We start from the raw sequence: 13069 nt of genomic DNA on the forward strand, positions 1-13069 counted from the left end.
CCCGCCGATTTATCTGCCGCAGTTTTTAACGAAGGCAGAAGTTCGACGAAGGCGGGGCAGGGGGTCATCAATGCACAAAACAAGGTTTTACAATAGCCACGCACCTCCCCTGCCGTGGGCAGGGTAGAATTCTGTCTTATTAAGTATGAAAAAAGACTTATTTAAGATAATGCCTATTTTAAGCCAAAATCACAAAAAACAGTTAATATCTGGTGTATAAAAAAAGATCTTTTTTATGACAAACTAGTTATTTTGCCTTAAAAAAGCCTAAATAATCCTTCAAAAAAAGGCTTGACATGCTTTTTAGCTAGTATAGTATATATATTAAGACCGAACTTAAATGATATCTTCGGTTTTTTAGTCCCTAAAATTAACTTATCTAATCTAGCTTTCTTTAAAGCTGGATGACCAAAATTGACTGGATATCGATTGCCATTCTGTCATCACTTGAACTGGTCACCAATCAATTTCCAAGGAACATTATAAGCCTATTACTAGGACAAAACAAATCTTTGTTCATCTAATACCCAAAATTAAAACTGGGCTGAACAAGATTTACAACTACATTACAAAAACAAAAGAAAAAATTCAAAAACATCTAAAAATATTAGAACCTTTAAAAAACGTTGCTAAAAAATATAGCAAATATTACCTACACGCTGCTGTCATTATTATTGCTATTACTGTTGCCACATTTAATGTGTTAGCAAAAGAAGAAACAGTAACAGTTAAAGACAGTAGCATCTTAGCTAACTTAGCATTTCCAGAATCTAAAAAATACGAGATTGTTAAGAATGCCAACAAAAAACCAGCTAAGACAAATTATTTATCTATTATCTCAATCGCTTCTGCTTCACCAACAGGTGGAGCAATGAACACAAGCAAAAATGCTGTTGGTGCAACTTCAATTGCAACATTAGCTAAAGCTACAAAAAGCTTGCCAATGTTCAATAGCGATACATTAGTTAAAAATAGTTCAGTTAAAACAATCAAAACTAAACCAGAATCTGAAAAAAGAAACGAACCTTTCAAATATTTCGTAAAAGATGGTGATACAATCACAAGTATTGCATACAATTTTGCTGTTGATCCAGCTACTATATTAGTAGAAAACGATTTGTATGCTGATGATGTAATCAAACCTGGTATGGAATTAAATATCCTTCCTGTTCCTGGTACTACAAAAAAAGTAGAAGCAGGCGACACTTTGGATCAAATTGCTGCTGATTCTGAAGCTGATCTTGAAAAAATTATTAAATTCAATAAATTAGCTAAAGCAGACAGCATTAAAGAAGGTCAAATCTTAATTATTCCTGATGGAAAACGTTCTATCAAGGAAAGACCTATTCCAACTCCAGAAGAACAAGAAGTCTTAATTGCAAATTACAACGAAACAAACGATACATACGATACACCACAAGACGTTTACCAATCTCCAGTTGTACATATTCAAGGTAGAGTTGCAAACAACTTTCCTTGGGGACAATGTACTTGGTACGTTGCTGAAAGACGCGGAGATGTTACATGGAATGGTAATGCCCGCGAATGGTTATGGAATGCCCAAGCTCAAGGTAGAGCAACAGGCAGAATTCCAGCTGTTGGCGCTATCATGGTTACAAATGAATCATGGTGGGGTCATGTTACCTATGTAGAAGCAGTTAATGGTGACTCAGTCACTATTAGCGAAATGAACTATATGGGATTAGGCATTGAATCAACCAGAACAGTCTCAAACAGCAATGGTGTTATTCTAGGTTACATCTATTAAACCGGTAGAGACGTTGTATTGCAACATCTCTCACTTGAAGATATCAACAAAGCCCCGGATTTTCCGGGGTTTTTGTTTTGTTTCAAACAACTTTGTAAAAGTTATATCAAAAAGCCTTGACAAAAGATATCAACAGCTTTTTAGGTTTTTCTTGAGTTTTTGTTTGTCAAAAAATATGTTATATTAAATTCATTAATAGATGTAATAAAAACAAAATGAAAAAACAATTCATGAAAAGCATTGTCTTGATGCTTTTTGTGTTGGGATCATTCTGTTTGCTAGGAAGCCAAGCGCTAGCAAAAGATAGCTCAACATGGGGAAAAGTAGGCGTTTCAGGTATGGATGATCAAGTTAGCGCATTAGCAGTATATAATAATGAATTATATGCTGGTGGATTTTTCAGTTCAGCTGACGGTATTGTCAGCAATCAAATTGCAAAATGGAATGGTACAAGCTGGAGCAAAGTTGGCACAGAAGGTATGAATGCTACAATCAGTTCTCTAGCAGTTTACAACAACGAATTATATGCCGGTGGAGATTTTACTACAGCTGATGGTAATCCTGCAATCAAAATTGCAAAATGGAATGGTAGCACTTGGAGCAGTGTTGGTACTTCTGGTATGAGTGGAAGACCTGTTTCTATTGTCTCTTCTTTGACAGTTTACAATAATGAATTATATGCTGGTGGAATTTTCAATACTGTTGATGGAATCGCAGTTGACGGTATTGCAAAATGGAATGGTGTCAGATGGAGTAAAGTAAGTTCAGGCGAGGTTTCAAGTATTTGGGTTGAAGCTTTAGCAGTTTACAATAATGAATTATATGCTGGTGGACTTTTTACAGGTGCTTTTGGAACAACAGGAATTGCAAAATGGAATGGAACGACTTGGAGCAAAGTTGGCGCTACAGGTACATCAGATGATGTTTATGCCTTAGCAGTATACGATAATGAATTATATGCTGGCGGATCTTTTCTTACTGCAGATTTAATTAATGCTAATTATATTGCAAAATGGAATGGTACAGAGTGGAGTAAAGTTGGCACATCAGGAATGGATGAAGCAGTTTATGCTTTAACAGTTTACAATAATGAATTATATGCTGGAGGATTCTTCGGTTCAGCAGACAGTGTCGTCACCAATCATATTGCTAGATGGAATAAAACAGCTTGGAACAAAGTTGGCGTTTCTGGATTGAATTCAATAGTTTATGCTTTAGCAGTATATAATGATGAATTATATGCAGGAGGATCTTTCACAACAGCTGATGGCATTATTACTAATAATATTGCTTCATGGTACATCGATTATATCGCTCCAGTAACAAAAGCTTCTCCAACAAGTGGAACATACAATACTGCAAAGTTAATTACTTTGACAACTGATGAACCAGCAACAACATATTACACAAAAGATGGTTCAACTCCAACTACATCTTCAGCAGTTTATACAACTCAAATCAATCTTTCAGCCAATACAATTTTGAAATTCTTTTCTAAAGATGTTGTCGGAAATATTGAAACAGTAAAAACAGAAATTTATATTATAGATACAATTGCTCCAACAACAACTGCATCACCGGTTGCCGGAACATACAAAACAGCTCAAGCTATCACTTTAAAAGCTGTTGATACAAATACTGGAGTTTCAGCAACATATTACACAACAGACGGCTCAACACCAACTACATCATCATCAGTTTATTCTTCACCAATCACAATTTCTCAAAATGCTACTCTTAAATTCTTCTCTAAAGACAATGTTGGAAATACTGAAACAGTAAAAACAGCAGTTTACGTAATTGATACAGTTGCTCCAACAACAACAGCATCACCAGTTGGTGGAAATTATGCAACAGACCAAACTGTTACTTTAACAGCGACTGATGACAATTCAGGTGTAAGCGCAACATATTATACACTAGATGGCAAAACTCCAACTACATCTTCTTTAGTTTATTCAAGCCCAATCAGTCTTACAAGTAATACATCATTGAAGTTTTTTTCTAAAGACAAAGCTGGAAATGTTGAAGCAGTAAAAACAGTAGTTTACGCTATTGATAAATTAGCTCCAACAACAACTGCATCACCTATTGGCGGAACATACACATCAAATCAAGCAGTTACTTTGACTGCAATTGATACAAATACTGGAGTTAGCGCAACATATTATACAATAGACGGCTCAACACCGACTGCTTCATCATCAGTTTATTCATCGAAAATAACAATTTCTCAAAATACTACTCTTAAATTCTTTTCTAAAGATGCAGTTGGAAATACCGAAAATGTAAAAACAGAAATTTATGTTATTGACAAGACAGCTCCTATTACAACAGCTTCTCTAGAAAGTGGAACATATACGGAAGCAAAAACAGTAACTTTAACAGCAACTGATGACAATACAGGCGTTTTAGCCACATATTACACAACTGATGATTCAACTCCAACGACATCGTCAACAGTTTATTCAGGCCCAATCGCAATTTCCGAAAATACAACCTTGAAATTCTTTTCTAAAGATAAAGCAGGCAATCTTGAAACAGTGAAAACAAAAGTCTACGTAATAGATTCATTAGCTCCAACAACAACAGCAACACCAGCTAGTGGAACATACAATTCAATTCAGAATGTTACATTAAAAGCAGTTGATACAAATTCTGGAATTGCCAAAACATATTACACAACTGACAGCACAACTCCAACCACATCATCATCAGTTTATTCTTCTCCTATTGCAATTTCAAAAACAACAGCTCTAAGATTCTTTTCTAAAGATACTGCTGGCAATACAGAATCAGTAAAAACAGAAATTTACGTTATAGACACACAAAGTCCAGTAACTACAGCAACACCAGCTAGCGGAACATACTCATCAACACAGACAGTAACTCTTAAGGCAGTTGACACTAATACTGGAGTTTCAGCAACATATTATACAACAGATGGCACAATTCCAACTACACAATCTTTATCTTACTCAGCTCCAATCGTAATTTCACAGAACACATCTCTAAAATTCTTTTCAATTGATGCAGCTGGAAATAAAGAAGTTGTAAAAACTGAAAATTATATTATCACAAATACATTCGTTGATAATTCTGGCAAAAGCGAATTTAATTCAGGAACAACAGTAATTCCATTTGACGAAAAAATTTATCTGAGAAATGTTATCTTAGGTCGCACATATTACAGTCCAACATCAAATCTTGAACTTTTCTTCTACAGATTGCCAAGACAAAAAGTAATTCATGATCTATATATCAAGATGGTTAGAAACAAGACAGCCTATGATTCAAATTTCAACAAGAAAAAGAGCTATCCAGGATACACTATATTAACTTCAAATATTGGCACAGTCAAAAAAGATTTGTACAAGAATATTGACAAGCACATTAAATTCAAAGTTGCCATCAGGTATTCACAGAAAAAGTTAAACAAATTGAATCTTAATGAAAAAAACCTAAGACTATTCATCAAAAATCGCGATGGCGCATGGCAAGGTCCTTTCACAGTTTACCAGAACACAAAAACCAATGTCCTAAAATTCAAGATCAGAAATTACAGACTAAAATCAGAAATAGCGCATGCATTCCCAGCAAATACAGCTAGTATCTCAAGCCTATCTAACAGATCTTTCTCTCCAGCCTTCTATGTCCAGACTCTAGAATTCCAAACTCTTGAAAAACTAAAATTCATAATTGCCGAAAAGAATGCAATGCTTGTCAAATAAAAGTTAAGTCAAAAAAGCCCCGGATTTTCCGGGGTTTTGTTTTGTAAAATGTTAAGTGTTAAATGTTAATTGTTAAATAAAAAAAGCCTCAAAATAGGCTCTACAATGTGCGATTTTTAATAATGGGTGAATTATTGTTTCTTAGAAAATCACCAGCAAGGGTCAAGATTTTTCTTTTATTTGTGCAAGTCTCGCAAAAGGCGAATGTGTCAGGCGCTCGTTTCTGTCACTCTGGGTAAAGGTATTAGAATCACAAACAGTCGTTACTTTCCAGTCATAGACTTCATCAAATTTTCTATCTAGTGTTGTATTTACTAGAATAGCAAAGCCCTTGCCTTTTGGTCCATCAATAGAAACCCACATCTGGTCTATGTCTTTCCATTGCTTTGGCTTAGTAGTTGGAACATAATAAGTGTTTGCAAGATAGGCTTTTGTGATTATTGCAATCAAAGCATCTGCATCACAACCCGTTCTTTTTATAGACTGATCAATTGCATGTCCAGTCAAGAGAATCATCTTATTTCCAATAAGAAAGCATTTTGCTGATGCTTTCATCTTTCTCCCTCCGCTTTTGGGCAAAGAGCACTAATAAGAATAAGACTATATATAATATTTGTCAAGCGTAACTACAAAGCAGAGCCCTGTCGTTACATCAAAATAATTGACAATATCAAAAATATATGCTAATTTAATAAATCGCACTTTCACACAGGCCGTATAAAAACGGCCAATTGGAGGGAAAGGAAATGAGGCAGAGCGCATTGATCATCTTTTTGTCTTTGATTCTCTCAAGTAATGCTATTGCTCAAGTTTATCCTTGTAATTTGCAGGAAGCAAAGATTGCATTGCAGGATGCCGTTGATAGCAATATCAGAACTGATATCGATTGCAGTTTTGAAGAGCTTGCAGAAGTCAGCGATCCAGTAGAAAAAATTGAATTTTTGAGGCTGTGGGTATTGGGAATTGATGGATCATATACAGACGCTATTTTGACAGGCTTGATGGAAATTAACTGGCAATATACCGCACTTGCAATCAACTATGACGGTGAAATGATAGATTTGGCAAGATCGCAAATCATGCTTCTTTTGCAAGTATTGATCGTATTGGATCACCAGATTGGGCTATACATTGCTCATGAAGGTGCAAGAAATCTTGATCATGACAAATATTTGATTGAAAACAAAGATCCTGAATGCAAGAAACGAAAGTTTGATGAAGTCTTGTCAGAGCTTACAAAAGATGGTTTTAAACCGACTAAGAAACACGTTGAGAATCAGATTGATTACCAATGTTTTATTGAACAATACCCGGAATATAAAAGAATGATCGGTTTTTACTCTTCTGCTATTTACGATAGGATCGGGCATGGAAGAAGCCTGACTAAATTTCATTCACCAGAAATCATTGTGCTAAGCGAGTTTTATCTTGCCTTAGATATGATGGACGAACTCTCTGATGAAGATTTTTTTGAAGTCTCTGCCGAAATTCAGCTACTATTCTAAAGCACTTTTTATCACGCAATGCGTGATTTTTTTTGCCTAAAATTATAATCATAGATTTAAATTTTATTTTGTTCTGTTGACATTTTTATCAACATGTGCTAAACTAAAAAGCTCGACATCTGGCTCCGCGAACAGACAATACAGAGGAGGAAGCGATGCGCTGGAAGGCACATTTGGTCAGATTGTTCTCTTGCACAACGTATGAAAACCTGAAGAAGGTCGATCTGAGCCAAGTCAGAGATGAAGATATCGAGAGCGAATTCTTCGAAACTGATTATAGCACAGGATTTTACTTCAAATTCGCTATCGGGAAAACTCGGTATGAAGCTGGCATGCACACCCACGATAATGAACTTGATTTGGAAATCGAAGAACGACCTGAAGGACAAGCATGTGGTAATTACGGCGAGCCGATGACTTATCGACAAAATCACCGTAAAGCTTATGAGCTCTATGCAGAAGTCATGTCTCATTCAAATCTTTGGAAGTTGTATCTGCGTCGCATCTTCAAGTTCTCGACAATGATTGATTGCTCGACAATTGATTTGGATTCATTCGAGCACAGAAATGTCATACCTGTGATCACAAACACTGGTTTTCAACTCCATTTCACTTGTCAAAGCCAACGAGGTTTCGAGCCGTATTGCTTTGGTCTCTATGAGAAAAATGGTTGTCTTTTCCTCGAAGCACAAGACAAGAATGGCAAGCATGACTGCCAAATCAGAGTCAACCGTAGCGAGGCTCAGCAGATCTATGATGAAATCATCGACAATCTGACTACCCCATAATTCGCACTTTTTACTGACATTATGTCAGTTTTTTTATTGCAAAATTAGCCCACAGACACTGATTTATGTCAAATAGCACTATTATACCAATTTTAGCATAATATGCATCTTAAGCCCAAATATTAACATTTTAGGCTATTCTAGCAGGTATATTTGACAAAACCCCTTGACCAATACTAATAAATCGTTATAATTTACTCAGTGCTCAAACCAGGAGGGAAAAGTGAAGGGATCAAAAAAGCAATTGAACGTTTCCGCAGTACAGTCATTTCTTCAGGAAAAAAGAGGTTTGGATCGTGGTTTGATCAGAAGAGTTGCAACGATGTCTTATACTTATCCTGTTCTTCGCAATAAGTTCCAGCTGATTGGCATGATGCGCATTGCTGCATGTTACCCTCAGAATAGAAGCCAAGCTGTGCACCTTTTGCTTGATGCCTTGATTTCAAAGAGAATTCAAGGCTTTGACACTAAGTTGATTCGCCCGCAAGTGATTGCCTATCACGAGCGTGAAGCAAAGCGTCGTCCGCACCATCTTCACATTCTGCGTTGTACCCTTCGTTTCTAGACCATTTTTGGTCTTTTTTTATGCGAAGTTATCAGTTATAAGTTAACAGTTGACAGTTACGTCGAAAGGCCGTAACAATTTAACGATTTAACCATTTAGCAATTAGGCAAACAAAAAGACGGAAGTAAATCCGTCTTTTGTTAACAGTTAAATGTTAACAGTTAAAGGTTATCCTTAGGCATTATAACCAACAGCTCTAGCATTATCCAAAACTTGGTTTACATACCAGTCTGCGTGGTTATAAGCATAGATAGCGCTATAAATATCGCCATTGCTTGCACCAGAAGCAGCTAAATAATTAGCAGCTGAATAGATGGCATCATCAGAGTCACCAATATTGGCAACTCCATCACCATCACCATCAACACCATACATAGCCCAAGTTGATGGAATGAACTGCATTGGACCTTGCGCACCAGCGTAAGATGCAACGAAAGTATCACCAGATCTATGTGTTTCAATTAAATGAACACCAGATAGAATTTGCCATGGAACACCATATTTTTCACCAGCAGCTTTGTATACATTATCAAAGCCAGTAGTATCAGGTGTTTTAGCTAATTCTAATTCTTTTTTAGCTTTCTCAGCATTCTCTTTAGCTTTAGCTAATTTAGCTTTTTTAGCTTCTTTTTTCATTTCAATTTTTTCTTTATTAATGCCATATTGCGCATTAAATTCAACTTTTTTGTTCAATCTATTTTCCAACATCGTAGCTTTAGACAATTTAGTATTGTCAATTTTAGCATTTGATATAGTTGGGAATAGTGCCATTGTCAAAAAGGCAACAGCAGAGATTAAAGTTAAGTATTTTTTCAAGTGATTGAAAGCAGCATCATGCCCCAAAAACAGGTGTTTTTAAGGCATTTCGCATGCTTTATGCTCAATAATATGGCTTTTCTAAGCCAATATTTCTAAGCGCAAAGCGTGCTTTTTAGGGTAAAATGAGCTTAAATCGGCCCACCTACGCTCCTTCATTTCACTCAGGAGCTTCGGCGGGCGAGGCAAAAAAAATCACGTACAACATACGTGAATCAGAACATAATATACTAGCAGATGAGCAAGTTGTGTCAAGGCTATTTCTGAAATAATTGGCAGAAATACGCCTATTTTACCTTAAATAAGGCAAAAAATGGCGATTTTAAGCATAAAAAAACTCCGTTACCGAAGTTAAAAAAAGAATGTGCAATTTAGCTTGTGATTACTCGAGGATCAATGATCTCCATTTCGATGCCGTCACCGATAACAGTACAAAGAACATAATCCTTGAAAACAGGATATGGCGTATGATCAGGTTTCATGATTCCTAGATTTACCATCAGCTTGATATTCGCAGGATGCATCTGGCGCTCAGGATCGCGACAGTATAGAACAAAGTCGCGCAGAGCAATTGCATTGTGCATGAACAAAATCCTCAGAAGTGAATTGTACGCTCGCAACAAGTCTTCGCTGATCACATTTCCATTCTTCAACAAAACAGTTCTGTCGCTCATTCCTTTCCCTCCTTGCTGGTTCTCTACACTGCCTCCAAAATAGCATAATTATAAATAATGTCAAGATTTTCCTTTGACAAGATTAAAAATAATTGTTATTCTAGTGAAATCGAAACCCAAGCCAGGAGGAAAAGTGAGGAACAGGAAAAAGGCTTTGAAGAAATCAAGGCGCGCTTTAAGGCTGCTGGTAATTTGTGTGTTTGTTCTTTTTTCAATCTGTATTACTTTGCGAATTCTTGGCTGAAGGAGATAGGAATGGAAAATACAAAAGCAACTCGAGAAGCTTCTGTTCAAATTCTGCCAACTGACAAAGACAGGACCAGATTTACAATTACTGTTGAAATATTTCCAGAAAGAGTGAGCTTCATCAGAATCTCTTGGCCTTTGATTGTTCTGACATTCAAAAGCTTTGCAGAAGCAAAATCTTTTCTAATTCATAATCTAGATGAGAATAATCCTAGAATATTTCTTGCTGTTATGGAATGTATTGATGAGCTAGAAAGCACGCACCCTAGTTTGTCTTGATGGCAACTAGGGAACAGGAGGAAGTCATGGGCAGAGGCAGAATCTCAAACAGAGTAAGGATTCTTGGGAACACCCATGCCTCCAAAACAGTAAGGACGAAATTGTGCAAAGCTTACATAAGGCACACCATATTCGATGTTTGCGTAATTTTACATCCAGAAACAGCTGTTTGTATCGAAATATATTGGCCTTTTGTGAATCTGAATTTCATATCATTTGGAGAAGCGCGCAAAGCTTTTGGTCAGCAAGGATTTTTTTCAGGTACTGATCGAAATATTTTGAGAGCAGTATTGGAATGTCTAAATGAGCTTGCAAATTTGCACCCTGAATTGCCATAATCGGCAATTTTTTTTCGGCAAAATTTTTTTTTGATTCTTGACTTTCGCATATTCTGGTACTAATCTTAAGACAGCTCACTCAAAACAAGGAGGGAACAAAGATGCATCTCATTTTAAATGTTGGCAGCTCACCAAAAAATACGATAGCTATAATCGATTTAAAAGATCAGCCTTCCATAGTTCTTGATTATTTTGAAGATAAAGCAATCTCCAGCTCAAGCATTACAATTGCTCTATCTGATTTCCTAATTTTATGGCAAGCAATGCTTCAAACATTATGTCTGCAAGCAAGAATGATTCCAGTACTTCGTAATTACCTTTTGTCTTTAGAGATGACTAATCTTCACTCTCAGGATATATGTATTGCTACCTCTAATTATTTCCTTGATAATTTTCGTCATTTTTTAAGAATTGTTATCATTGAAACAGCGAACATTTGCTTAAGCAGAGGTAGAAAAAAGCAAATAGTCGAAATGCCCCAATCATCTGTAAGGAAAGCAGAATTTGATTTGCCAATGTTTTTTGCAATTAGTATTGGCAAATGCCACATTTCCTTGCATGATTTTTTTGCAATTGCAAACTGTATTTTTGAATGTGAAGGCCGTATTCCAAATGATCCTCGCGAAAAATTTCTAAAAGACGTAAGAGAATGGGAGAACATTCGAACGATCCATGACTAACTTTTGTTAGTCTTTTTTTACCAAAAAAAAGGACAAAACATTGTTTTGCCCTTAATAAAATTAAAAATATTTATTATTCAATATTCAATTCTTTAAACTACTGCAACTAAAGTTGCACGAACCCTGGCTAAAGCCAGGTATAAACTACGACTCTTTTGGCCTGTATTGTAGTGCTTCCGCAATATGTTTAGCTTCAATGTTTTCGCAATTTTCAAGATCAGCAATAGTTCGCGAAACCTTCAAAATTCGGTTGTAGGCACGTGCAGAAAGATGCAAGGTATTAACAGCGTTATGCAATAATTCTTGCGACACAGAATCAATTTTGCAGAAATTACGCATCTCTGAATGGCCCATTTCTGAATTAGAAGTTATCGGCATATTTTTAAATCGTTTCACTTGAATTTCACGAGCCTTTTGTACTCGTTTTTGAACATCAGCTGATTTTTCCGCTAATTGCTCATCAACTAAATTTTCATATTTTACTTTTGGCACATCTATATGAAGATCAATTCGATCCATCAATGGACCAGAAATCCTTTTTTGATAGCGAGACACTTCGACAGGCGTGCAAGAACATTCTTTATCATTGCTCATATAATATCCGCAAGGACAAGGATTCATTGATGCAACTAATGTGAATTTAGCAGGAAAAGTTAATGTTTGTTGAGCACGTGAAATTTGGATTATGTTATCTTCAAGCGGCTGTCTTAAATTATCCAATATTTTTCGATCAAATTCAGGTAATTCATCAAGAAATAATACTCCGCGATGTGCCAAACTTATCTCGCCAGGTCTAGGATAGGCACCTCCGCCAACTAAGCTCACACCTGAAGCAGTATGATGCGGACTTCGAAAAGGCCTTATTTTAACAAGTGAATCATTATCACTCAAATGACCAGCAATAGAATAGATTTTTGTGACTTCAAGAGCTTCAGTAACTGTCATTTTTGGTAAAATAGTTGGCAATGTTCTAGCTAATAATGTTTTTCCAGATCCTGGAGGTCCAGACATTAGCATATTATGCGATCCTGATGCTGCAATTTCAAGAGCTCTTTTCGCATGTTCTTGACCTTTGATATAAGCCATATCAAACTTAGAAATAATATTTTCATCGGAAAGATTAGTTAAACCTTTCGATCTAGTTGGAATAATCACACTTCTGCCATTCAAATGCAAAATTAATTGAGTTAAAGACTTAACAGGATAAATTTCAATATCCGGAATTAAGCTTGCTTCAGCCAAATCGCAAAAAGGCAAATACAATTGCTTTAAGCCCTTTTCTTTTACCATCGAAGCAACAGAAATAATGCCATTAACATGTCTTAATTCTCCTTCAAGAGATAATTCACCAATAAAAATCTTGTCCTTTTCATCAAATTCAATCTCGCCGTTAGCCTTGAGGATTGCAAGAGCAATTGCCAAATCAAAAGCCGGCCCTTCTTTCTTAAGGTCAGCCGGCGCCATATTTACAGTTACACGTTTAGGCGGAAACAAAAATCCGCTATTTTTTATTGCTGATCGAACTCTTGCTCTTGATTCTTGGACAGTTTTATCAGGTAATCCAACAACATCAAAAGCTGGCAAAACACTATTTTGAAAAATATCAGCTTCAACTTGGATTAAAAAACTATCCAAGCCAATTACTGATGCGCTTATGACCCTCCCAGGCATAATTTTCG

12 protein-coding genes are annotated in these 13069 nt (G+C 36.2%); 8 read left to right on the forward strand and 4 right to left on the reverse strand.

Annotated elements, in window-relative coordinates:
- Positions 1 to 700 precede the first annotated feature (700 nt).
- Complete coding sequence (locus WC663_00415; protein ID MFA6295799.1) at positions 701 to 1768, forward strand: LysM peptidoglycan-binding domain-containing protein; 1068 nt, start codon at positions 701 to 703, stop codon at positions 1766 to 1768.
- Positions 1769 to 1983: 215 nt separating this feature from the next.
- Complete coding sequence (locus tag WC663_00420; protein MFA6295800.1) at positions 1984 to 5499, forward strand: chitobiase/beta-hexosaminidase C-terminal domain-containing protein; 3516 nt, start codon at positions 1984 to 1986, stop codon at positions 5497 to 5499.
- Positions 5500 to 5661: 162 nt separating this feature from the next.
- Here WC663_00420 and WC663_00425 read toward each other — a convergent pair whose 3' ends face one another.
- Positions 5662 to 6054 (reverse strand): hypothetical protein, encoded by a 393-nt coding sequence (locus WC663_00425; protein MFA6295801.1) that lies wholly within the window; start codon positions 6052 to 6054, stop codon positions 5662 to 5664.
- 191 nt (positions 6055 to 6245) lie between these two features.
- Here WC663_00425 and WC663_00430 point away from each other — a divergent pair, with 191 nt between their 5' ends.
- The 3 genes from WC663_00430 (at position 6246) to WC663_00440 (ending at position 8357) form a co-directional block, all read left to right on the forward strand.
- Positions 6246 to 7004: a hypothetical protein gene (locus tag WC663_00430; GenBank protein ID MFA6295802.1), complete on the forward strand. Its 759-nt coding sequence runs from the start codon at positions 6246 to 6248 to the stop codon at positions 7002 to 7004.
- Between the two features lie 155 nt (positions 7005 to 7159).
- Complete coding sequence (locus tag WC663_00435; protein ID MFA6295803.1) at positions 7160 to 7792, forward strand: hypothetical protein; 633 nt, start codon at positions 7160 to 7162, stop codon at positions 7790 to 7792.
- Between the two features lie 223 nt (positions 7793 to 8015).
- Positions 8016 to 8357: a hypothetical protein gene (locus tag WC663_00440; GenBank protein MFA6295804.1), complete on the forward strand. Its 342-nt coding sequence runs from the start codon at positions 8016 to 8018 to the stop codon at positions 8355 to 8357.
- A gap of 174 nt (positions 8358 to 8531) precedes the next feature.
- On the opposite strand, the gene WC663_00445 is transcribed toward WC663_00440, so the two are convergent.
- Both WC663_00445 and WC663_00450 read right to left on the reverse strand, forming a co-directional pair.
- Positions 8532 to 9128, reverse strand: coding sequence for a lytic transglycosylase domain-containing protein (locus WC663_00445; protein MFA6295805.1), 597 nt, complete (start codon positions 9126 to 9128; stop codon positions 8532 to 8534).
- 416 nt (positions 9129 to 9544) lie between these two features.
- Positions 9545 to 9673, reverse strand: coding sequence for a hypothetical protein (locus tag WC663_00450; GenBank protein MFA6295806.1), 129 nt, complete (start codon positions 9671 to 9673; stop codon positions 9545 to 9547).
- A 231-nt stretch (positions 9674 to 9904) separates the two neighbouring features.
- Here WC663_00450 and WC663_00455 point away from each other — a divergent pair, with 231 nt between their 5' ends.
- The 3 genes from WC663_00455 (at position 9905) to WC663_00465 (ending at position 11390) form a co-directional block, all read left to right on the forward strand.
- Positions 9905 to 10372, forward strand: a complete 468-nt coding sequence (locus WC663_00455) for a hypothetical protein (protein MFA6295807.1) — start codon at positions 9905 to 9907, stop codon at positions 10370 to 10372.
- Positions 10372 to 10710, forward strand: coding sequence for a hypothetical protein (locus WC663_00460; GenBank protein MFA6295808.1), 339 nt, complete (start codon positions 10372 to 10374; stop codon positions 10708 to 10710). The genes WC663_00455 and WC663_00460 overlap by 1 nt, the downstream gene beginning before the upstream one ends.
- 101 nt (positions 10711 to 10811) lie before the next feature.
- Positions 10812 to 11390 carry a hypothetical protein gene (locus WC663_00465; GenBank protein MFA6295809.1) on the forward strand — a complete coding sequence of 193 codons (579 nt, stop codon included), beginning with the start codon at positions 10812 to 10814 and terminating at the stop codon, positions 11388 to 11390.
- A 144-nt stretch (positions 11391 to 11534) separates the two neighbouring features.
- Here the strand turns inward: WC663_00465 and WC663_00470 are convergent, their stop codons facing one another.
- Positions 11535 to 13061: a YifB family Mg chelatase-like AAA ATPase gene (locus tag WC663_00470; GenBank protein ID MFA6295810.1), complete on the reverse strand. Its 1527-nt coding sequence runs from the start codon at positions 13059 to 13061 to the stop codon at positions 11535 to 11537.
- Positions 13062 to 13069 lie beyond the last annotated feature (8 nt).

The organism is Patescibacteria group bacterium, assembly GCA_041662665.1.
GTDB lineage: Bacteria > Patescibacteriota > JABMPQ01 > JABMPQ01 > JAQVVF01 > JAQVVF01.

Coding starts and splice junctions, on each gene's coding strand:
- WC663_00425 (MFA6295801.1), bottom strand. CDS start 6,054: ATGAAAGCATCAGCAAAATGCTTTCTTATTGGAAATAAGATGATTCTC.
- WC663_00445 (MFA6295805.1), bottom strand. CDS start 9,128: ATGGCACTATTCCCAACTATATCAAATGCTAAAATTGACAATACTAAA.
- WC663_00435 (MFA6295803.1), top strand. CDS start 7,160: ATGCGCTGGAAGGCACATTTGGTCAGATTGTTCTCTTGCACAACGTAT.
- WC663_00430 (MFA6295802.1), top strand. CDS start 6,246: ATGAGGCAGAGCGCATTGATCATCTTTTTGTCTTTGATTCTCTCAAGT.
- WC663_00465 (MFA6295809.1), top strand. CDS start 10,812: ATGCATCTCATTTTAAATGTTGGCAGCTCACCAAAAAATACGATAGCT.
- WC663_00450 (MFA6295806.1), bottom strand. CDS start 9,673: ATGGTAAATCTAGGAATCATGAAACCTGATCATACGCCATATCCTGTT.
- WC663_00455 (MFA6295807.1), top strand. CDS start 9,905: ATGTCAAGATTTTCCTTTGACAAGATTAAAAATAATTGTTATTCTAGT.
- WC663_00420 (MFA6295800.1), top strand. CDS start 1,984: ATGAAAAAACAATTCATGAAAAGCATTGTCTTGATGCTTTTTGTGTTG.
- WC663_00460 (MFA6295808.1), top strand. CDS start 10,372: ATGGCAACTAGGGAACAGGAGGAAGTCATGGGCAGAGGCAGAATCTCA.
- WC663_00470 (MFA6295810.1), bottom strand. CDS start 13,061: ATGCCTGGGAGGGTCATAAGCGCATCAGTAATTGGCTTGGATAGTTTT.